Source organism: Cellulomonas edaphi (assembly GCF_030362815.1).
Classification (GTDB): Bacteria; Actinomycetota; Actinomycetes; order Actinomycetales; family Cellulomonadaceae; genus Cellulomonas; species Cellulomonas edaphi.
The window spans coordinates 941074-962259 of record NZ_JAUCGR010000002.1 but is presented as its reverse complement, the minus strand read 5'-3'; the positions used below and the strand labels follow the sequence as shown (position 1 = coordinate 962259).

17 protein-coding genes are annotated in these 21186 nt (G+C 73.9%); 9 read left to right on the top strand and 8 right to left on the bottom strand.

Annotation, left to right across the window (positions count from 1 at the left end; all coding sequences use genetic code 11):
- The first annotated feature begins 151 nt into the window (after positions 1–151).
- Entirely contained in the window at positions 152–628 is a 477-nt protein-coding gene (locus QRT05_RS10615) for a hypothetical protein (RefSeq protein WP_289447205.1), read from the top strand.
- Positions 629–737: 109 nt separating this feature from the next.
- Positions 738–3224: an excinuclease ABC subunit UvrA gene (locus QRT05_RS10610; RefSeq protein WP_289447204.1), complete on the top strand. Its 2487-nt coding sequence runs from the start codon at positions 738–740 to the stop codon at positions 3222–3224.
- Here QRT05_RS10610 and QRT05_RS10605 read toward each other — a convergent pair.
- The 4 genes from QRT05_RS10605 to QRT05_RS10590 form a co-directional block, all read right to left on the bottom strand.
- Complete coding sequence (locus QRT05_RS10605; protein ID WP_289447203.1) at positions 3195–5660, bottom strand: ABC transporter permease; 2466 nt, start codon at positions 5658–5660, stop codon at positions 3195–3197. The two genes, QRT05_RS10610 and QRT05_RS10605, sit on opposite strands and share 30 nt — an antisense overlap.
- Complete coding sequence (locus QRT05_RS10600) at positions 5660–6442, bottom strand: ABC transporter ATP-binding protein (protein ID WP_289447202.1); 783 nt, start codon at positions 6440–6442, stop codon at positions 5660–5662. Before QRT05_RS10600 ends, QRT05_RS10605 begins: the two co-directional genes overlap by 1 nt.
- A gap of 85 nt (positions 6443–6527) precedes the next feature.
- Entirely contained in the window at positions 6528–7238 is a 711-nt protein-coding gene (locus QRT05_RS10595) for a response regulator (RefSeq protein ID WP_289447201.1), read from the bottom strand.
- A complete protein-coding gene (locus QRT05_RS10590; protein WP_289447200.1) occupies positions 7235–8551 on the bottom strand; it encodes a sensor histidine kinase in 1317 nt (438 codons plus the stop codon). Before QRT05_RS10590 ends, QRT05_RS10595 begins: the two co-directional genes overlap by 4 nt.
- A 130-nt stretch (positions 8552–8681) precedes the next feature.
- Here QRT05_RS10590 and QRT05_RS10585 point away from each other — a divergent pair, with 130 nt between their 5' ends.
- From QRT05_RS10585 to manA, 3 genes are all read left to right on the top strand, one after another.
- A complete protein-coding gene (locus QRT05_RS10585) occupies positions 8682–9389 on the top strand; it encodes a response regulator transcription factor (RefSeq protein WP_289447199.1) in 708 nt (235 codons plus the stop codon).
- Between the two features lie 3 nt (positions 9390–9392).
- Complete coding sequence (locus QRT05_RS10580; protein ID WP_289447198.1) at positions 9393–10724, top strand: ATP-binding protein; 1332 nt, start codon at positions 9393–9395, stop codon at positions 10722–10724.
- Between the two features lie 193 nt (positions 10725–10917).
- On the top strand, positions 10918–12105 hold the full coding sequence (gene manA / locus QRT05_RS10575) for a mannose-6-phosphate isomerase, class I (RefSeq protein WP_289447197.1): 1188 nt from the start codon (positions 10918–10920) through the stop codon (positions 12103–12105).
- Between the two features lie 649 nt (positions 12106–12754).
- Here manA and QRT05_RS10570 read toward each other — a convergent pair.
- Complete coding sequence (locus tag QRT05_RS10570) at positions 12755–13252, bottom strand: GtrA family protein (protein WP_289447196.1); 498 nt, start codon at positions 13250–13252, stop codon at positions 12755–12757.
- A 95-nt stretch (positions 13253–13347) separates the two neighbouring features.
- Between QRT05_RS10570 and QRT05_RS10565 the strand changes: the two genes are divergently transcribed.
- Positions 13348–14490, top strand: coding sequence for a 5-(carboxyamino)imidazole ribonucleotide synthase (locus tag QRT05_RS10565; protein ID WP_289447195.1), 1143 nt, complete (start codon positions 13348–13350; stop codon positions 14488–14490).
- Between the two features lie 68 nt (positions 14491–14558).
- A complete protein-coding gene (purE, locus tag QRT05_RS10560) occupies positions 14559–15098 on the top strand; it encodes a 5-(carboxyamino)imidazole ribonucleotide mutase (protein WP_289447194.1) in 540 nt (179 codons plus the stop codon).
- A gap of 19 nt (positions 15099–15117) precedes the next feature.
- On the opposite strand, the gene QRT05_RS10555 is transcribed toward purE, so the two are convergent.
- Together QRT05_RS10555 and QRT05_RS10550 are read right to left on the bottom strand one after the other, a co-directional pair.
- Entirely contained in the window at positions 15118–16104 is a 987-nt protein-coding gene (locus tag QRT05_RS10555) for an LCP family protein (protein WP_289447193.1), read from the bottom strand.
- A gap of 538 nt (positions 16105–16642) precedes the next feature.
- On the bottom strand, positions 16643–17896 hold the full coding sequence (locus tag QRT05_RS10550) for an LCP family protein (RefSeq protein ID WP_289447192.1): 1254 nt from the start codon (positions 17894–17896) through the stop codon (positions 16643–16645).
- 179 nt (positions 17897–18075) lie between these two features.
- Here QRT05_RS10550 and galE point away from each other — a divergent pair, with 179 nt between their 5' ends.
- Positions 18076–19077, top strand: a complete 1002-nt coding sequence (gene galE, locus QRT05_RS10545) for a UDP-glucose 4-epimerase GalE (protein ID WP_289447191.1) — start codon at positions 18076–18078, stop codon at positions 19075–19077.
- Between the two features lie 56 nt (positions 19078–19133).
- A complete protein-coding gene (locus QRT05_RS10540) occupies positions 19134–20138 on the top strand; it encodes a glycosyltransferase (RefSeq protein WP_289447190.1) in 1005 nt (334 codons plus the stop codon).
- Between the two features lie 10 nt (positions 20139–20148).
- Here QRT05_RS10540 and QRT05_RS10535 read toward each other — a convergent pair whose 3' ends face one another.
- The gene (locus tag QRT05_RS10535; protein WP_289447189.1) at positions 20149–21186 is read right to left on the bottom strand and encodes an acyltransferase family protein; all 1038 of its coding nucleotides are present in this window, start codon (positions 21184–21186) and stop codon (positions 20149–20151) included.

The window sequence follows — 21186 nt, the reverse complement described above, 5'->3', positions numbered from 1 at the left end:
CCCACCTGCACAAGGGGTTACGAATAGGTTTCGAGTGGATAACGGGTGAGGCTTTCGTCACACCTGTGCGCGGGCTGAGCAGCGCACTTGGTCGTTTGTCCATGTACGGCCCGGTCGCCGCAGGCGGGCGTGGACGACCTACGCTCGGGGGGTGGAAGACCGCCGCCCCCCGCTGCTCGTGGCCGTGTGCCTGCTGGTGCTCGTCGAGGCTCTGGCGTTCGTCGGCCTCGCGATCGCCTGGCTCGTCGACCTGCTGCGTGGCGACGTCGAGATCCCGGGCGCGGTCGTCTTCCTCGTGGTCTTCGCGCTCGGCATCGCGGCGCTGCTCGCGGCGGCCGCGCGCGGCCTGTGGAACGGGCGACGCTGGGCGCGCTCTCCGGTCATCACCTGGCAGGTGCTGCTCGTGGTGATGGCGATCGGGTGGCTCGGCGTCGAGATCAGCGTGTGGGCGGTCGCGGTGCTCGTCGTCGCGCTCGCGGTGGGTGTCGGCCTGCTGCTCCCGCCGGTCGTCGCGGCCACCACGAGCTCGGCCGCGCCGCCGACCCAGGCGGAGGAGCCCGTCGTGCGCCCCGCCGGTCGCCCGACGCGCCCCGCGGGCCAGCGCAAGCGCCCGGGCGGCACGCGCTAGCACGCCATCGGGCCCGCCGATCCCGGCCCCGCGGGCAGCGCCGCCGCGTACCGTGGATCCCGCCGTGCCCGAGCCCGCCCACCCCGCAGCGCTGCCCCAGGGAGACCCGATGAGCACCGACACGTCGCCGGCGAGGCACGTGGCCGACACGCACGACCTGATCCGCGTGCACGGCGCGCGCGTCAACAACCTCAAGGACGTCAGCGTCGAGATCCCCAAGCGGAGGCTGTCCGTCTTCACGGGCGTCTCCGGGTCCGGGAAGAGCTCGCTGGTGTTCGGCACCATCGCGGCCGACTCCCAGCGGCTCATCAACGAGACCTACAGCGCGTTCGTGCAGGGGTTCATGCCCACGCTCGCGCGCCCCGACGTCGACGTCCTCGACGGCCTGACCACGGCCATCGTGGTGGACCAGGAGCGGATGGGGGCCAACATCCGCTCCACCGTCGGCACCGCGACCGATGCGAACGCCATGCTGCGCATCCTGTTCAGCCGGCTCGGGCAGCCGCACCTCGGGCCGCCGCAGGCGTTCTCGTTCAACGTCGCCTCCATCTCGGGGGCGGGCGCCGTCACCATGGAGCGCGGCGGGGAGACGATCAAGGAACGACGCAGCTTCACGGTGACCGGCGGGATGTGCGCTCGCTGCGAGGGCACGGGCAAGGTCAGCGACATCGACCTGACGCAGCTGTACGACGAGACCAGGTCGCTCAACGAGGGCGCGCTCATCCTGCCCGGGTACAGCATGGACGGCTGGTACGGGCGCATCTTCCGCGGCTGCGGCTTCTTCGACCCGGACAAGCCCGTCAAGGACTTCACCAAGCGCGAGCTGCGCGACCTGCTCTACAAGGAGCCGACCAAGGTCAAGGTCGAGGGCATCAACGTCACGTACGAGGGCATTGTCCCGAAGATCCAGAAGTCGATGCTCTCCAAGGACGTCGAGTCGCTGCAGCCGCACATCCGCGCCTTCGTCGAGCGGACCGTCGTGTTCGGCACCTGCCCGGACTGCGACGGCACACGGCTCAACGAGGGTGCGCGGTCCTCGACCATCGACGGGGTGAGCATCGCGGACGCGTGCGCCATGCAGATCAGCGACCTCGCGACGTGGGTGCAGGGCCTGGACGACCCGTCCGTCGCGCCGCTGCTCGAGGTGCTCCGCGGCACGCTCGACTCCTTCGTCACGATCGGGCTCGGGTATCTCTCGCTCGACCGCGCCTCGGGGACGCTGTCCGGCGGTGAGTCGCAGCGCATCAAGATGATCCGTCACCTCGGCTCGTCGCTCACCGACGTCACCTACGTGTTCGACGAGCCGACCGTCGGGCTGCACCCGCACGACATCCAGCGCATGAACGAGCTGCTGCTGCAGCTGCGCGACAAGGGCAACACGGTGCTCGTCGTCGAGCACAAGCCCGAGATGATCGCGATCGCCGACCACGTGGTCGACCTGGGTCCGGGCGCGGGGACCGAGGGCGGCGAGGTGATGTACGAGGGCTCGGTGGACGGCCTGCGCTCGGCCGGCACCCTCACGGGCCGGCACCTCGACGACCGTGCCGCCCTCAAGCCGGCGGTGCGCTCGTCGTCCGGGGTGCTCGAGGTGCGCGGCGCCACGTCGCACAACCTGCGCGACGTGGACGTCGACATCCCGCTGGGCGTGCTCGTGGTGGTCACGGGCGTCGCGGGGTCGGGCAAGAGCTCGCTCATCCACGGGTCGGTGTCGGGGCGCGACGACGTCGTGGCGATCGACCAGAGCGCGATCAGGGGCTCGCGGCGCAGCAACCCCGCCACCTACACGGGCCTGCTCGAGCCCATCCGCAAGGCGTTCGCGAAGGCCAACGGCGTCAAGCCCGCACTGTTCAGCGCCAACTCCGAGGGCGCGTGCCCGCACTGCAACGGCGCGGGCGTGATCTTCACCGACCTGGCGATGATGGCCGGCGTCGCCACCACGTGCGAGGTGTGCGAGGGCAAGCGGTTCGACGCCTCGGTGCTCGACTACCACCTGGGGGGCAAGGACATCTCCGAGGTGCTCGCGATGTCCGTGACCGAGGCCGAGGAGTTCTTCGGCTCGGGGGAGGCCCGCACACCGGCCGCGCACGCGATCCTGGCGCGGCTGGCCGACGTGGGGCTGGGCTACGTCCGGCTGGGCCAGCCGCTGCCCACGCTGTCCGGGGGCGAGCGGCAGCGGCTCAAGCTCGCCACCCACATGGGCGAGAAGGGCGGCACCTACGTGCTCGACGAGCCGACGACCGGTCTGCACCTCGCGGACGTGGAGCGCCTGCTCGCCCTCCTGGACCGGCTGGTGGACTCGGGGAAGTCCGTGATCGTCATCGAGCACCACCAGGCCGTCATGGCGCACGCCGACTGGATCATCGACCTCGGCCCCGGGGCGGGTCACGACGGCGGGCAGGTCGTCTTCGAGGGGACGCCGGCCGACCTGGTCGCGGCTCGGTCGACCCTCACCGGGCAGCACCTCGCCGCGTACGTCGGCGCCGGACCCTCCTCAGGCGCCGACGCACGCGGCTCGGCTCGATCGACCGCGCCGCCGCCCGTCGCGCGGGCGGCGGCGCCGTCGGGCTCAGTCCACGGCCAGGGCCGCGACGGGTGACGTGCGCGCCGCCCGGCGAGCCGGCAGCACCGAGGCGACCAGCCCGGCCGCGACCGCGACCGCGAGGACCAGCCCCAGGTCGAGCCACGGCACGGCGAGGTGGAGCTCCCCGAAGCTGCCGAACACGATCGCCGAGCCGGCCCACCCGTAGACCAGGCCCAGTGCCACCCCCAGCAGGGCACCGACCCCGGCGATGAGCATCCCTTCGATGCCCAGCGACAGCCGCAGCCTGCGCCGGGAGAGCCCGATGGCCCGCAGCGTGGCCGACTCCCGCCGCCGTTCGATCACGGACAGCGACAGCGTGTTCGCCACACCGATGAGCGCGATGAGCACCGCGACACCGAGCAGGCCGACGACGATCGCGAGCAGCGTGTCGATGAGCCGCTCGTACTGCTCCCGCTCGGCACCGGCGCTCTCCACGAAGATGTCCGAGCCCACCACCTGGCGGACCTCGTCGAGCACGTCGCCGGCGTCGGTCCCGGAGGCCAGGCGGACCCAGGCGGTCGTCGTCGGTGCGCTCGGGTCGATGGACGAGGCCACGTCGGCCGTCACGAGCGACGTGCCGCCGAGCCCGCCGGTCTTCACCACGGTGAGGTTGGTGCCGCCGGCCTTCACGGCGTCGCCGAGCGCGCTCGAGGACGTGAGCACGACCCCGTCGCGCAGCTGGTCGGCGATGTCGTCGTTGCGCAGCACGCCGTGCGCCTGCTCCGGGTCGACGCCCAGGAGCTCCCAGGTCGTGGAGCCGTCGTCGCTCTGCGCGGTCACGGTCGTCAGCTCGACCACGTCGGCCACGCCGGGAACCGCGCGGACTGCCGCGAGCCCGTCCTGGAAGCCCTGGTCGTCCTCGCCCGGTGCGGTGGTCCGGCTCAGCATCATGTCGACCGGGTACTGCTCGTCGAGCGCACCGGACAGCGAGGCCCGCGCGCTCGCGGCCCCCGTGCTCATGAGCGCCACGAGCGTGACGCCGATGAGCAGCGCGGTGCTGGTCGCGGCCGTGCGGCGCGGGTTGCGCACCGAGTTGGCCGCCGCGAGCCGCGCCGTCGCGCCGGTCCGGCGGAACGCGCCGCCGACGACGCCCACGACGCGCGGGACCCAGTACACGGCGCCCAGCAGGACGCCCACGAAGGACACGGCCCCCGAGAGCAGTCCCAGCCCCAGCCCGAGGAGCGGGCTCAGGTGAGCGGCACCGATGGACAGGGCGAGGCCGAGGAAGCCACCGATGGCCATCACCAGGGAGAGCGTCAGGCGGACGGTGCCGGCCCTCGAGCGCACGCTCGGCGCCTCGACCGGGCGGAGGGCGGCGACCGGCGACACGCGGGTGGCGGCGCGGGCCGGCACCAGGCAGGACGCCAGGGTCACCAGCGTCCCGACGACCAGGGGCAGCAGCACGGTCACCGCGGACAGGGCGATCGTCGACGGCAGCTTGGGCCCCGCGCTGGTGCCGTCCAGGGCCCAGAGCGTGATCTGGCCGAGCGCCGCGCCGCTGAGCACGCCCACCGCGGAGGCGCCCAGGCCGACGATGCCGGCCTCGACGAGGACGGACGTGCGCAGCTGGGAGCGGCGGGCTCCGACGCAGCGCAGCAGCGCGAGGGTGCGGGTGCGCTGCGCGACCAGCACCTGGAAGGTGTTGGAGATGACCAGGCCGGCCACCACCAGGGCCACGCCGCCGAACCCGAGCACGAGGAGCAGGACGAAGTCCGTGCCGTCGTCCGACAGCTCGCTCACCGCGTGCGACGCCGCCTGCTGCTTCGTCCACACCTCCGCGCCGCCGTCGACGGTCGCGACGAGGGCCGCCTGGGTGGCCTGCACGTCGTCGGTCCGAACGAGGATGCTCGTCGAGTCGACGGGTCCGCCGTTCCAGCGCTGCAGGTCGGCGCCGGCCGCGGAGCCCGCCCCGCCGTACTCGGTCCAGGCGCCCTTGGGGTCGTCGACCAGCCCCGAGACCGTGACCTTCTCGACCACGGGCGCGGCGTCGGGGTCCGTGTCGCTGTAGGTCGTCACGTCCACCTGGTCGCCGACCGCGACGCCGAGCCGCTTGGCCGTCGACTCCGGCAGGGCGATCTCGCCGGCACCAGCGAGCGAGCCGTCGGTGACGCGCAGCGTGTCGAACGCCGGCACGGGGGACTGGGCGAGGAGGGCGAGGTACTCGCTCCTGGTGCCGACGCTCACCTGGGCCGAGCCCAGCAGCAGCGGGGACGCCGCCTGGACGCCGGGGGTGTGCTGCACGGCGGCGAGGGACTCGGGGGTGACCGGCCCGGCGACCACCAGGTCGGCGGCGCCGTACCGGGCGGTCAGCGCGTCGTCGGTCGCGCGCGAGAAGACGTCGCCGGCCAGCAGGGTCGCGGTGACGAACGCGGTGCCGATGGCGATCGCGATCCCCGCCGCCACCAGGCGTCCGAGGCTGCGCCGCATCTGGGCGAGGGTGAGGCGGAGCATCAGGCACCCACCACCGAGTCGAGCGAGCGCAGCGCGTCGAGACCGGCGAGCACCGACTCGGGGGTCGGGTCGTGGATCTCGCCCGCGATCTGGCCGTCGGCCAGCAGCACCACGCGGTCGGCGTAGGCGGCGGCTGCCGGGTCGTGCGTGACCATGATGACCGTGCGGCCCAGCTCGCGCACGGAGCGGCGCAGGAAGCTGAGCACCTCGGCGCCCGAGCGCGAGTCGAGGTTGCCCGTGGGCTCGTCCGCGAAGACGACCTCGGGCTTGGCGATCAGGGCCCGTGCGATGGCGACGCGCTGCTGCTGGCCGCCCGAGAGCTCGCTGGGCCGGTGCGCGAGACGTGCCTCCAGCCCCAGGGTGTCGACGAGCGTGCCGAACCACTCCCGGTCCACGGGGGCGCCGGCCAGTTCCAGCGGGAGGAGCACGTTCTGCTCGGCGGTGAACATGGGCAGCAGGTTGAAGGACTGGAACACGAAGCCGATGCGGTCGCGCCGCAGGTCGGTCAGGGCGTCGTCGCCCAGGGACGTGAGCTCGGTGTCGCCCAGCAGCACGCGGCCGCCGGTGGCCGAGTCGAGCCCGGCCAGCAGATGCATGAGCGTCGACTTGCCCGAGCCCGAAGGGCCCATGATGGCGGTGAAGGCACCGGCGGCGAAGTCGACGTCGACGGTGTCCAGGGCGCGCACCGAGGCAGCGCCGGAGCCGTAGACCTTGCTGAGGCCGCGGGCGCTGCTGGCCGTGCGGGCTGTGGTGACGGGGTGGTTCTCGTTCGTGGTCGGCATGCCTCGACGCTAGGTGCCCGCTGTGCGGCCGGGCATCGGGCTGCGGGGTGGTCCTGGGTGGACCGGCGTCATCCCGTGGGACGACTCAGGAGGGATCCCCGGGTCGGACCAGGCCCGTCTCGTAGGCCGTCACCACGGCCTGGACGCGGTCGCGCGCGCCCAGCTTGGCCAGGATGCGGCCGACGTGCGTCTTGACGGTCGCCTCGGCGACGAACAGGTCGCGGCCGATCTCGGTGTTCGAGCGGCCGCGCGCCATGAGCACGAAGACCTCGCGCTCGCGCTCGGTCAGCTCGGCGACGGCCAGGCGCGCGGGATCGGTGGGCGTACCCGGCTCGTCGGGCGGCAGCGCGGTGACGAGGTGCTCCAGCAGGCGTCGCGTGCTGGACGGCGCGATGACGGCGTCCCCGTGGTGCACGGTCCGGATCGCGGCGAGCATCTCCTCGGGCGGCGCGTCCTTGAGCAGGAAGCCGCTCGCGCCGGCGCGGATGGCGGCGAGGACGTACTCGTCGAGGTCGAAGGTGGTGAGCACGATGACCCGCGGCGCGGGCCGCTCGGGCGTCCCGGCGGCGGTGATCTGCGCGGTCGCCGTGAGCCCGTCCATGGTCGGCATCCGCACGTCCATGAGGACGACGTCCACCGCCGTGCTCGCGGGCGGGGTCAGAGCGGCGACCGCCTGGGCGCCGTCACCGGCCTCGGCCACGACGGTGAGGTCAGGCTGGGAGTCGATGACCATGCGGAAGCCGGCGCGCACCAGCTGCTGGTCGTCGACGAGGGCGACGCGTACCGGGTCGTTCACGTGGTCTCCTGCTCGATGGGGTGGACGCCGGATACCGGGCCCGTCGGGTCGTCGTCGTGCGTGGGCTGGCCCGCGTGGCCGGGCGTGGGGATCGTCGCCCGCACGCGGAACCCGCCCCCCGGGCGCGGACCGGCGCTGACCGTGCCGCCGAACATCGTCGCGCGCTCGGCCATGCCGCGCAGGCCCTGCCCGAGCCCGTCGCTGCCGGCCGCGGCACCACGGCCGTCGTCCGTGATCTCGAGGGCGATGCCGTCGGGCCGCCACTGCACCATCACCGTGGTCGTCGGTTCCGGGCCCGCGTGCTTGAGCACGTTGGTGAGCGCCTCCTGGGCGATCCGGTAGACCGTGAGCCCCACGCCGGGAGGCAGCGGCCGGGGCGTGCCCATCCGCACCATGGAGATGCGCACGCCGCTGGCCCGCACCTGCTCGACGAGCGTGTCGAGGTCGTCGGCCGCCGGCTGCGGCGAGGTCGTGCCGATGGCGGGGGTGCCGCGGAGTCCCTCGGCCCCGCCCGTGGTCGCCCCGCCCGGCTGGGACGGTTCGTCGCGCAGCACCCCGAGGAGGCGGCGCATGTCGGTGAGGGCGGCCCTGCCGGTCTCGGCGATGGTGCCGAGCGCCCGGGTCGCCGCGGCGGGGTCGGCGTCGGCCGCGTACCGTCCCCCGTCGGCCTGGGCGATCATCACCGTCAGCGAGTGAGCCACGATGTCGTGCATCTCCCGGGCGATGCGCGCGCGCTCGGCGGCGGTCGCGAGCCGGCCCTGCTGCGCGCGCTCCACCTCGAGGCGCTCCGCGCGGTCGACGAGCGCCTCGAGCGTCTCGCGGCGCGAGCGCCGGACCAGCCCGAACGCCCACACCGTGAGGGCGAGCACCGCGGCGAACATGCCGAGCGCGATGGCGGTCGGGTCGAGCAGCGTGGACCGGACCGACGCGGTGAGCACGAGCGAGCCGAGCAGCGCGGTCGCCATGGCCACCCGGTGCGCCCACCGCGGCCCGTGCACCGTGACGGAGTACAGCGCCGCGAGCACGGCCAGGTCCGCCGGGAACGCCACCGGCGTGCCCAGCAGCACGTGCAGCAGCGCGACGGTGTAGACGGCGGCGCAGGACGCCACGGGGGCGACGCGCCGCCAGGCGAGCGGGGCCACCAGCGCGACGCCGAGCCAGGCGCTGTGCCCCGTGCCGATCGGACTGAGACCGGTGAAGCCGAACAGCGCGGTCGCGGGGGCGATGACGAGGATGAGGGCCGCCGTCCCGGCGAGGTCGACGATGAAGCGGTGGCGCTCCTCCCACGCCAGCAGCCGGTCCCAGGTGTTCACCCCCCGAGGGTAGGCGTGGCGGGGCGCCGGCACGTCGGACCGAGGGCGGAGCCGCGCTCGCCACGGATCAGCCCAGAGGTGGGCGTGCCGGGGTGGCGTCCGAGACGCACCCGTGACCTAACATGGGCGAATGACCCTGGTGCTGCTGGCCGAGGACGATCCCGCGATTGCCGAGCCTTTGGCCCGCGCGCTCGGACGTGAAGGTTATGACGTGCGCGTGCAAGGAACGGGTCAAGGCGCCATCGACGGCGCCGCGGCCGCGGACCTCGTCGTGCTCGACCTGGGCCTGCCGGACATGGACGGCCTGGACGTGGCCCGCGCCATCCGAAACCTCGGGCTCACCACCCCCGTGCTCGTGCTGACGGCGCGCGCCGACGAGGTGGACCTGGTGGTCGGCCTCGACGCGGGCGCCGACGACTACGTCACCAAGCCGTTCCGGCTCGCCGAGCTGCTTGCTCGCGTGCGGGCCCTGCTGCGCCGCACGGTGGGCGAGCCCGCCGACGAGGACGAGCTCCATGCGCAGAACGTCCGGGTGGACGTCGCGGCGCACCGCGCGTTCCAGGGGGAGCGCGAGCTGCACCTGACCGCCAAGGAGTTCGAGCTGCTGCGCGTGCTCGTGGGCGCGGCGGGTGCCGTCGTCGCGCGCGAGACCCTCATGCGCGAGGTGTGGGACTCGGACCCCACCGGCTCGACGAAGACGCTCGACATGCACGTGTCCTGGCTGCGGCGCAAGCTCGGCGACGACGCGAACGCGCCGCGGTACGTCACCACGGTGCGGGGCATGGGCTTCCGGTTCGAGACCGGCAGCCCCGGCTCTGCCGGTGCCGAGCGGGGCTGACCTTTGCGTCGTCGCGTCCTGCAGGCGACCATCGCGGCCGTCACGGTCGCCGTGGTGCTGCTCGGCTTCCCGCTCGCGTTCCTCGGGGCGCAGCTGGTGCGGGAGAACGAGATGCAGTCGCTCCAGGCGCGGGCCGACTCGCTGGCCCGCACGGTGGACTTCCGCGTGGACAACGCCGTGGACTTCACCGACCGCATGTTCGAGCCGTACACCGGCACCCAGGACGACGACGAGATCGACGCGTCCGTCGTCGTGCGCCTGCCGACCGGCGAGGTCTACCAGGCGGGCGACCGGATCCGCGGTCGGAGCCTGTCGGTCCAGGCCACCTCCGACGTGGGCGCGACCGTCCTGCTCTACGTCTCCTGGTGGGACGTCTTCTGGCTGAGTGCGCGCGTGATCGCCCTCGTCGTGGCTGCCGCCGTGGTCGCCTTCGCGGCGGGCATCGCGATGGCGATCTGGCAGGCGAACAGGCTCGCGGCGCCGCTGGTCTACCTCGCGGCGTCGGCCGAGCAGCTGGGGTCGGGACAGGTGCGCCCCCAGCTCGAACCCTCCGGCGTCGAGGAGATCGACCTCGTGGCCGCCGAGCTGGCCCGCAGCGCCGACCGGATGGCCGGCCGGCTCGCGGCCGAGCGGCAGTTCGCCGCGGACGCCTCCCACCAGCTCCGCACGCCGCTCACCGCGCTGTCGATGCGGCTCGAGGAGATCATGCTCGCCACGGACTCCGAGGAGATCCGCGAGGAGGGGCGCATCTCGCTCGAGCAGGTCGAGCGGCTCGTCCGCGTGGTCGACGACCTCCTGCTGGCCTCGCGGCGCAGCACGGGGGGCACTACGGAGGCGGTGGACCTCATCGAGGTGGTGCACCAGCAGGAGGAGGAGTGGGCGCCCACCTTCGAGCAGGCGGGGCGCCGGCTGCGGGTCGAGATCGACCCTGCGACCCAGGTGCTGGCCACGCCCGGCGCGCTCGCGCAGGTGCTCGCCACGCTCATCGAGAACTCGCTCAAGCACGGGGCGGGCACCACCACCCTGCGCTCCCGCCTGGGCGGCCCCTCGGGGATGGTGGTGGTCGAGGTCGCCGACGAGGGCGCGGGCGTGCCCGACGACATCGCCGGCCGGATCTTCGAACGCGAGGTGACGTCGGGGGCCGGCACCGGGCTGGGTCTGGCGCTCGCGCGCGACCTCGCGGCCGCCGACGGGGGCCGGTTGGAGCTGGCCCAGCGTCGTCCCGCGGTGTTCGCGCTCTTCCTGTCCGGCGTGCCCGCGTCGCTGCGCCCGGACGTGGTGCTCCCGCTGGGCGCGGTCGTCACGGGCCGGCGTGGCCGCGGCCGGCCGCGGTGAGCGGGGCGTGCCGGGTGAGCGGGGTGCGACGCGCGAGCGGGGTGAGCACGGCGGGAAGGCTCACCCAACGGCGGCCGAACTCCCGTCCAACTCCGGCGGATCGGACGGTCGGGTCGGCTAGCGTGCTCGCACCTGCTCCACCCAGCATGCCTGCACCCGAACCCACGGCCGTCCGGCCACCCGAGGAGTCCCGTTGTACCGGCTGACGCCCGCCACCCAGCACTACGACTGGGGTTCGACGACCGCCATCCAGGACGTGCTGCGCACGGTCCCGGACGGGCTGCCGCTCGCGGAGGCCTGGTTCGGCGCCCACCCGAGCGCTCCGGCGCAGGTGGTGGACGGACCCACGCTCGACGAGCTCATCGCGGCGGACCCGCAGGTCGCGCTCGGCGAGGGCGTCGCGACGCGGTTCGGCGCGCACCTGCCTTACCTGCTCAAGCTCATCGCGGCCGACGCGCCCTTGTCCTTGCAGGTCCACCCGGACATCGCCCGGGCGCGCGCGGGCTTCGCCGCCGAGGACGCCGCCGGCGTGCCGCTCCTCGCGCCCGAGCGCAGCTACAAGGACGCCAACCACAAGCCCGAGCTCGTCTACGCGCTCACCCGGTTCGACGCGATGGTGGGCTTCCGCGCGCCCCGTCGGGCCGCCGAGCTGCTGGCCGGGCTCGACGACCCGCTCGCCGGCCAGCTGCGCGACATCCTCGTGGCGGACCCGACGTCGGCGGGCGTGCGGGCGGCCTTCACGTGGCTGCTGAACCCCGAGAGCCGTCCGGGCGCGGTGGAGGTCGCCGCGTTCGCCGCCGCGTGCGCCCGCCGGCTCGAGGACGGCTCCCCGTCGCCGCGCACCGACCGCACGGTGATGCGGCTCGCGGCCGCCTACCCCGGCGACCCGGGTGCGGTCACGTCCGTGCTGCTCAACCCCGTGACGCTGCGACCAGGGGAGGCGCTCTTCGTCCCGGCCGGCACCGTGCACGCCTACCTGGGCGGCCTCGCGGTGGAGATCATGGCGAACTCCGACAACGTGCTCCGCGCCGGCCTGACCAGCAAGCACGTGGACACCCTGGAGCTGCTCGCCACGCTCGACACCGTGGCCGCGCCGCCCATCCGCATCGCCCCCGAGCGCGTGTTCACGTCCACCGAGATCTTCTACGCGCCGGTCGACGACTTCGAGCTCTCGGTCACACGGCTCACCGACGAGGGGACCACGCGCATCCCCGGCCGCGGCCCGCGCGTGCTGGTGTGCATCGAGGGCGAGGTCGAGGTGCACGGCGAGCACGACGGCACGCTGGTGCTCGAGCGTGGACAGGCCGCATTCGTGCCGGCCGCGGACGGGCCGCTCTCGGCGCGCGGCGACGGCGTTCTGGTCCAGGCGGACGTCCCCTGAGCCACTGAGCCGCCCGCGCCGGCTTCCGCCTCGCCGCGCCGGCCCGCGCTCTCGCCGTCGCTCCCAGCGATGTCGGCCCGCGCCCTGGTCGTCGCCCCCGCGATGTCGGCCCGCGCCCTCGCCGCCCCGCGTCGGCCCGCGTCCTCGCCACCCCGCGTCGGCCCGCGCCCTCGCCACCCCGCGTCGGCCCGCGCCCTCGCCGTCGCGCCCGCAACGTCGCCGGCTCGCGTGCCGGGCGCCGCTGACTCGCCTGCGCCGCCATCACTTCGCCGATTCGGCATCAGTACGCCGATCTGAATCGGCGAAGTGATGTGGAATCGGCGAACTCATGCGGCGTGGCGGCTTCCGCCTCGCCTCGGCGGCTCGCGCTCTCGGCGTCCCCGTCGCGTCGCCGACTCGCTTGCGGGGCCATCACTTCGCCGATTGGGCATCACTTCGCCGATTCAAATCGGCGTTTCGATGTGAAATCGGCGAAGCGGTGCGGATCGGCGAAGCGGTGCGGATCGGCGAAGCGGTGGGGATCGCGAAGCGGTGCGGATCGGCGGAGCGGTGCGGATCGGCGACGTGGTGGGGTCGGCGAAGCGGTGCGGGGTCCGTCCGGTGGCGTGCGGGGGCGGTGGGGGCTCGCGAGAGCCGGCCATGGGGAGCGCTAGGGGCGGTGGCCCGTGAAGACCCAGCGCTTGTAGCCCAGGTAGCGCAGCACGGTCCCGATGGCGATGCCGATCACGGTCGACACGTTGTCGGCGGCCGGCGACACCAGGTCGAGCGTGTAGTGCGAGAACGCGAGCGTGAGCACCGGGATGAGCGCGCAGAGCACGTTGATGACGGCGAAGACCAGCAGCTCGCGCCCGCGCTGCGGCGTGGCGTGCTCCGCGAACGTCCAGTGCCGGTTGCCGAGCCACGACACGAGCGTGGCGACCGCCACCGAGATCAGCTTGGCGGTCAGCGGCTTGGCCTCGAGCACGTGACCGGGCCCGAAGCGCAGCAGGTTGAACAGGCCGAGGTCGACGACGAAGGCCACCGCGCCCACCGACAGGAACCGGGTGATCTCCAGCGCGCGGGCGCGCAGCATGACCCATCGCAGCGCGGCGGGTGCCGGGGGACCCGGGACGGGCGCGCCCACGGCGGCCTCGTCGGTCTCGTTCACGCGGGCGCTCCTCGGTCGGTGGATCCCCGCGAGGATAGCGCCGGTTCCTGGGCGTCGAGCCGCACTCGTCGTCGGCTGGACTACGCTCGGCGCCCGTGAGTGCACCCGTGGTGGCCGTGGTCGGTGGTGGGCAGCTGGCCCGCATGATGGCGCCGGCGGCGACCGCGCTCGGCGTGCACCTGCGCGTGCTCGTCGAGAGCACGACGTCGTCCGCCGCCCAGGTGGTCGTGGACGCGCCCGTGGGAGCGGCGGCCGATGCCGAGGCCGTCTCCGCGCTCAGCGTCGGCGCCGACGTGCTGACCTTCGAGCACGAGCACGTGCCGTTCGAGCTGCTCGACCGCCTCGCCGCTCAGGGCGTCGCGGTACGCCCCGACACGCACGCGCTGGTGCACGCGCAGGACAAGATCGTCATGCGCCGCCGACTCACCGAGCTGGGCGCGCCGTGCCCGCGATGGGCCGAGCTGCCCGACATCGACGCGCTGGTGGCGTTCCTGGCCGAGCACGGCGAGGCCGTGGTCAAGACCGCGCGCGGGGGCTACGACGGCAAGGGCGTGCGGGTGGTCTCGTCGGCCGACGAGGTGGCCGACTGGTTCGCCGCCGCGGCCGACGGCGGCGTGCCGCTGCTCGCGGAGGAGAAGGTGCCCTTCACGCGCGAGCTCGCGGTGCTCGTCGCCCGACGCCCGTCCGGCGAGGTCCGCACGTGGCCGGTGGTCGAGTCGGTGCAGCGCGACGGGGTCTGCTCCGAGGTGGTCGCCCCCGCGCCCGACCTCGATCCGGCGCTCGCGGCCCGCGCGGTCGATGTCGCCGTCCGGGTGGCCGAGGGCCTGGGGGTCACGGGCGTCCTGGCCGTGGAGTTGTTCGAGGTGGACGGCGACATCCTGGTGAACGAGCTCGCCATGCGCCCGCACAACTCGGGGCACTGGACGATCGACGGGGCCGTGACCAGCCAGTTCGAGCAGCACCTGCGCGCGGTGCTCGACCTTCCGCTCGGAGACACGAGCGCGCGCGCCCGGTGGACCGTGATGGCGAACGTGCTGGGCAGCGCGCTGACCGACCTCACGGACGCCCTGGCGGCCGTGGCGGAGGCCGACCCCGCAGCGAAGGTGCAGCTGTACGGCAAGGACGTGCGCCCCGGCCGCAAGCTCGGCCACGTCAACGTCACCGGCGACGACCTGGACGACGTCCGGCGACGCGCGACGGCCGCTGCCGCCCTCCTGCGGGGAGAGACGCCGGCCTGACGACAGCCCGGGGCGGGCATGATGGGCGCGCGGCACGAGCCGCGCAGGACGCACGGACGGAGAGCGTGATGGCTGCAGGTGCCCTGGTCGGGATCGTCATGGGCTCGGACTCGGACTGGCCCGTCATGCAGGCGGCCGCCGACGCGCTGGCGGAGTTCGACGTGCCCGTGGAGGTGGACGTCGTCTCGGCGCACCGCCAGCCCGAGAAGATGATCGACTACGGCCGCACGGCGGCAGACCGCGGGCTGCGCGCGATCGTCGCGGGGGCCGGGGGCGCCGCGCACCTGCCGGGCATGCTCGCCTCCGTCACCACCTTGCCCGTGATCGGCGTCCCGGTGCCGCTGGCCTACCTGGACGGCATGGACTCGCTGCTGTCCATCGTGCAGATGCCTGCCGGCGTGCCCGTCGCGACCGTGTCGGTGGGGGGTGCGCGGAACGCGGGACTGCTCGCGGTCCGGATCCTCGCGTCGGGGACCGACGAAGCGGCCGCCCGGCTGCGGACGGCGATGGCCGCCTTCCAGGTGGGTCTGCGGGAGCAGGCCGACGCGAAGGGGGAGCGCCTGCGCGCGCAGTCCGGCGGACGCTCCGGGATCGGCTTCCAGGCCTGAGCCAGGCGCCGGGCGCGCCTCAGGCGTTCGGCATCCCGCCGACCTTGCCGGGTTCCAGCTCGCCGTCCCGGATCGCGACCCAGAACGCGGCCGCCTTGTCCGGGTCGATCTGGACGGTCGAGCCGACGCCGCCCGGACGGTAATCGATGCTGCTCAGCGGCGGTGTGCCCGTGATCCCGCCCTTGCCGTTCGCGGCCTTGAACGCGAGGGCCATCTTGCCCATGTCGATCATGCCCATGCTCTCGTCCACCGTGAGCGCGCCGGTGGCGGCGTCGATGAGCGCGACCTGGCGCGACGGGTGCAGCACGAGCGACTTCGGCTCGACCTTGCCCATGATGGCCGACACGAGCTGGCGCTGACGCTCGGCGCGACCGATGTCGCCCTCTGCGTCGGCCTTGCGCATGCGCGCGAACGCGAGGGCGGTCTTGCCGTGCACCTCGTGGCAGCCCTTCTTCCACTTGAGGCGGGAGTCCGGGTCCTTGACCGACTTGTCGTAGCAGAGCCGCACCCCGCCCACCGAGTCCACGACGTCCTTCACGCCGGCCATGCCGATCTCGGCGTAGTGGTCGATCGTCAGGCCGGACATGCCCTCGACCGTCTTCACGAGCAGGGGAGCGCCGCCCCAGGCGAACGCCGCGTTGATCTTGTTGGCGTCGTGCCCGGGGATCTCGACGTACGTGTCCCGGGGGAGCGAGATGAGCGCGGTCGGCCCGTGGTCGGGGACGTGCAGCAGCAGGATCGTGTCGGTGCGGGCGCCCTTGGTGCCGTCGTCCTTGACGCCCCCGTCAGCCCGCGAGTCCGAGCCCGTGAGCAGGTACGTGGTGCCGTCGGTGCCCTTCGCGCCCGAGAGCGCGTCGGTGTGCTGGATCTTGCCGTCGGCCCACATCACGAGCCCGATGGGCCACGCGAGGAGCGCGATCAGCACGATCGCGACCACCGAGATGACGAGCGCGCGGCGCCCGCGCCGACGCCGGCCCGGCTGCTGGCCGTCGCCAGGCGTCGGCACGGGACCACCGGGGCCCGAGGGGGCGCCGGGGCGTCCGCCGGTCGACGGACCGACCGGCCGGGCACCGCCGCCGGGGCGTGCGGTGGCAGCGGGGCGCGCGGTGGCAGCAGGCCGTCCGGGCGCGTGGCCCGTCGGGTGACCGCTCGCCTGCCGGGCCGGCGCGCTGGCCGGCCGTGCGGTGCCCGCGGCGGCGGCCGCACTCGCACCGGGCGCGGCTCCGGACGAGCCCGCGGGGCGGGCCGACGCCGGGCGGGGGGCGCCGGGCCGGGAGGCCGACGTGCGCGGCGGGGTCGGTGCTGAGGAGCTCGCTGGGGTGCCCTGCGCGTGGGCTGACGGCGTGGCCTGCGGCCGGCCGGACGGGGTGGCCGGCAGCACGCGGGTCTGGTCGGGCTGCTGGCCGACGACGACCGGGTCCGACCCCTCGGCGCCGGGCCGCGACACCTTCGCACCGGGAGCGAAGCTCGGCGGCGCCGCGGGGCGCTTGTTCTCCGGGCTCATGCCACTCCCACCACGTCGAGTCCCGTCACGTCGAGTCCCGTCACTTCGAGCAGCTGGCCGTGCTGTCGTCGAGGTTGAACGCCTCGTGACCGGCCTGCTTGGACTCCGTGGGCGTTGGCGTCGCCTTCGGGGTCGAGGTGGAGGTGGTCGCGCCGCCCGTGGGCGTGGCGCCCTTCGTGGCGGCCGGCGTCTTGGCCGGCTCGCCGTCGAGGGGCTCGTCGGCGGCCATCCGCGCCCAGATGGTGGCGGCCTCGTCGGTCCACTGCACGCGGTTGTGGTCGGCCGGGTAGGGCCCCCACGGAATCGTCATGAAGGTGATGTTGCCACCGCGGATGTCCCGCATCGTGTAGGCGAGGCCCGCCATGTCGGTCACGCTCAGGCCCTTGTCCGTGGTGACCGAGCTGGTGGCCGCGCCGAGGAGACCCAGCAGGTCGCCCACGTCGGTGAGCACGTTCTTGCTCAGGATGGCCTTGACCATGGCCGCGATGAGCTGCTGCTGGCGCCCGATGCGGTTGGTGTCCGAGCCGTCGCCGACGCCCGTGCCGGTGCGCGCGCGGGCGAAGCCGAGCGCCTGCTTGCCGTTGAGCGTCTGGTTCCCGGGCAGCAGGTGCAGCCGGGCCTTCTTCGAGATCATCTCGTTGGGGATGCAGATGGGCACGCCGCCCAGGGCGTCCACCATGTTCTCGAAGCCGGCGAAGTCGACGACCACCGAGTGGTCGATGTGGACCCCGGTGTTCTTCTCGACGGTCCTCCAGGTGCACCCGACGGCGGAGGCGATGTCCCCGCCCTGGTCCCAGCCGAACGCGAAGGCGGAGTTGAACATCCCGAACGTCTCGCCCGTGTGCTTGCCGTTCGACAGCTTGCAGGACGGGATGTGGACCATCGAGTCGCGCGGGATCGAGATGGCGTCGACCCGGGACCGGTCCGCCGAGATGTGCAGCACGATCGTCGTGTCCGAGCGCATGCCGCCGAAGCTGCCGCCGATCTCCGCGTTCTCACCGTCGCGCTGGTCCGACCCGAGCAGCAGGATGTTGACGTCCTTGCCGGCGTTCGGGTCGTCGGGGTTGGTGGCCTTGGTCGGTCGCGACTCGTCGGCGACCAGGGACCCGATGTCCGCGTGGTTGAGGTTGCCGTCGATGCGCATGTAGGTGGCGGCGGCGCTGCCGACGCCGAACGCGAGCAGGGCCGTCGCGGCGATCGCGGTGCCGCGGACCACCCTGCGCGTGGTGTGCGTGGCGTGGCGCGAGTGCCGCGCGTTGCGCGGGCGTGCTGGGGTGGCGTGGCGGACGGTCACAGCGGAATCCTAGATTTTGCCTCGGCCCGACCGGCGGACTCGTCGCATGCACGCGGTGGAGGATCTGTGCAGATGAGCGCACGTGCGCGGTCGAGGGAGACGAATCGGGCGCCGGCGCCGCCTCGGCACCGCAGCCGGTGCCGCAGCCGTCGGTCGCAGCCGTCGATAGGGTCTCGTGCGTGACCATCATCGTGACCGGCGGGGCCGGCTACATCGGAGCCCACGTCGTCGACGCCCTGTCCCGGTCCGGCCAGGAGGTGGTCGTCGTGGACGACCTGTCGACGTCGGCCGCGGACCGCGTCGAGGGTCACCCGCTGCACCGCATCGACCTCGCCGCCCCCGACGCGACCGCGAGGCTGACCGAGGTGATGGGTGACCACCGCGCGACCGGCATCGTGCACCTCGCGGCCAAGAAGCAGGTCGGCGAGTCCGTCGCGCAGCCCGAGTGGTACTACCGCCAGAACGTGGGCGGGCTCGGTGCGGTGCTGGAGGCGGCCCGCGCGACCGGCGTCGACCGGCTCGTGCTGTCCTCGTCGGCGGCCGTCTACGGCGAGCCCGACGGTGGCGTCGTCGACGAGCGCACCGCGCCCCGGCCGATCAACCCGTACGGCGAGACGAAGGCGGTCGGGGAGTGGATGGTCCGCGCCGCCTCCCGCGCGTGGGGCCTGCGCCAGCTCTCGCTGCGGTACTTCAACGTCGCGGGCGCCGGGCGCCCCGGGCTGGGTGACCTCGCGGTGCTCAACCTCATGACGATCGTCTTCGACCGGCTGGAGAGCGGCGAACCGCCCGTGGTGTTCGGCGACGACTACCCGACCCCCGACGGCACCTGCATACGGGACTACATCCACGTCGCCGACCTCGCGGACGCGCACGTGACGTCGCTGTCCTACCTGGAGCGTGAGGACCGGGCCTTCGACACGTTCGACGTCGGCACCGGGCGTGGCGTCTCCGTGGCCCAGATGCTCGCGGCGATCGGCGCCGTGTCGGGTCGCGACACGACCCCTACCGTGCTGCCGCGCCGCCCGGGCGACCCGGCGAGCCTGGTCACCACGGGCGCGCGGCTGCGCGAGGAGCTCGGCTGGGCACCCCGCTTCGGGCTCGACGAGATCGTGGCCTCCGCCTGGGAGGCGTGGCGCAGCCAGCGGGACGCGGGCATCGAGCCGGTCCGGCCCGCTCGCTAGGCCCGCACCCGCGGTGCCCGCCGAGCCGGCGGGCTCGCATGACCTATCCTTCGCGCGTGCCCGATGTCCCCTCCGCCCTGCCTCCGGTCGTCGTGTTCGCCACGGTCAGGAACGAGGAGCGAGACCTGCGCGCGGCGGTCGCCGCCGTCCTCGCGCAGGACTACCGCGGTCCGCTCGTTTTCGCGCTCGCGGTCGGACCGTCGCTGGACGCGACGGCGGCCATCGCCGACGAGCTCGCGGCGCAGGATGCGCGCGTGGTGGTCGTCGAGAACCCCACGGGGCTCACGCCGCAGGGCCTGAACATCGCCACCCGGGCGGGCGTGCGGGCCCAGCCGGGGACCGTCTACCTCGTCCGCACGGACGGTCACGCCACCCTGCCCCTCGACTACGTGAGCACGGCGGTCGAGGCGCTCGAGCGCACGGGCGCGGACAACGTCGGCGGCATGATGGTCCCGACCGGCGCCGGTGCGATGCAGGAGGCGGTCGCGTTCGCGATGTCGCACCCCGTGGGGCTCGGCGGCGGCCGCTTCCACACGGGGGGCGCCGAGGGCGAGGCGGACACGGTGTACCTCGGTGCGTTCCGTCGGTCCACGTTCGAGCGCCTGGGTGGCTATGACGAGCACTGGTCGCGCGCCCAGGACTGGGAGCTGAACCTGCGCCTGCGCACGAGTGGCGCCGTCGTGTGGTTCACGCCCGCGATGCGCGTGGAGTACCGGCCGCGCGCGTCGTTCCGGGCGCTGGCGTCGCAGTTCTACAAGACGGGCCAGTGGCGGCGCGAGGTGGTGCGGCGCTACCCGGCGACCGCCTCGCCGCGCTACCTGGCGCCGCCCGTGGTCGTCGTCGCGATCGCCGTGAGCCTCCTCGTGGCCCTGCTGGGGCCGCTGCTCGGTGCGCCGGCGCTGGCGCTCGCGCTCGCGGTGCCCGCGACGTACCTCGTCGGCGTGGTGGTCGCCGCGCTCGTGTTCGGCCGCGGCCTGCGGGCCCCGGCCCTGCTGCGGCTGCCCGCCGTGCTGACCGTCATGCACATGGCGTGGGGGACCGGGTTCCTGCGCGGACGGTGACGCGACGCGGCTACCCGACCGGCACGCCCGGGCGGCGCAGGAGGCGCCCCGCCCAGCGCGGCTCGACCGCGAACGCGGTCGCCGCCCGCGTGACACGCCGCGACAGCAGGTACGCGAGCGTCGCGGCAGCGAGGATCACGAGCGCGACCTGCCACGCGGTGTCCACCCGGTCGGGCAGGTCGCCCAGCCGCCACGGCACGAGCACCAGCGGGTGCAGCAGGTAGACGAACAGGGATGCCTCGCCGATCGAGGTCCACCAGTGCCGCTGCCGCGGCAGCACCGCGAGCACCGCGGCGACGCACGCCGCCGCGAGCCCGAGCACGGCGACCCGGATGATCGCGGCACGCAGGTCGCTGGTGTCGAGCTCCTCGGCCGATCCCTGCCGCAACGCGAGTCGGGGGAGATGACCGTGCAGCACCACGGCCACGCCGGCCGCGGCGACGAGCACGACGATCCCGGCGGCACGAGCGCGCGGCCCGGCCAGCAGCCGTGGGACGTTGGCACCCCGCAGAAGGACGCCGGCGACGAAGAACGGCAGCAACCCGAGGGTGTAGTCGAGCGCGAGGACGCCACCGACACCGGCTCCCAGACCGGCGGCCACGGCGACCACGAGTGCGAGCGCGAGGGCGGCAGCGGGACGCATCGCCTCGAACAAGGGCGCGGCGAGGCGCCACAGGAGCACGGCGACGAGGTACCAGAGCGTCCACCGCGGCGTGAGCAGCTGCCAGTGCGCCCAGCTGCCCTGCACGAGCGAGACCTCGAGCCACTGCACGGACTGGAAGATCACGTACGGCACCACGAGCCCGGTGACCAGCCGGCCCGCGCGGGCGCGCGTGAGCTCGGCGGTCAGAATCCCCGTCACGAACACGAACGCCGGCATGTGGAACTGGTAGATCCAGCGGTAGACGACGTCGGCGGCCGCGCTGTGCGGCGCCAACGGGGCCAGCGTGTGACCCACGACGACGAGCGTCACGAGCACGGCCTTGGCGTTGTCCCAGAACGGGTCGCGACGCACGGACGGAGCGGCGGTCTGCGGCGTGTACGGCAC

Bases quoted from the DNA above. Each gene is read 5' to 3' on its own strand.
- QRT05_RS10610 (WP_289447204.1), top strand. From the start codon at position 738: ATGAGCACCGACACGTCGCCGGCGAGGCACGTGGCCGACACGCACGAC.
- purE (WP_289447194.1), top strand. From the start codon at position 14,559: ATGGCTGCAGGTGCCCTGGTCGGGATCGTCATGGGCTCGGACTCGGAC.
- QRT05_RS10605 (WP_289447203.1), bottom strand. From the start codon at position 5,660: ATGCTCCGCCTCACCCTCGCCCAGATGCGGCGCAGCCTCGGACGCCTG.
- QRT05_RS10585 (WP_289447199.1), top strand. From the start codon at position 8,682: ATGACCCTGGTGCTGCTGGCCGAGGACGATCCCGCGATTGCCGAGCCT.
- QRT05_RS10600 (WP_289447202.1), bottom strand. From the start codon at position 6,442: ATGCCGACCACGAACGAGAACCACCCCGTCACCACAGCCCGCACGGCC.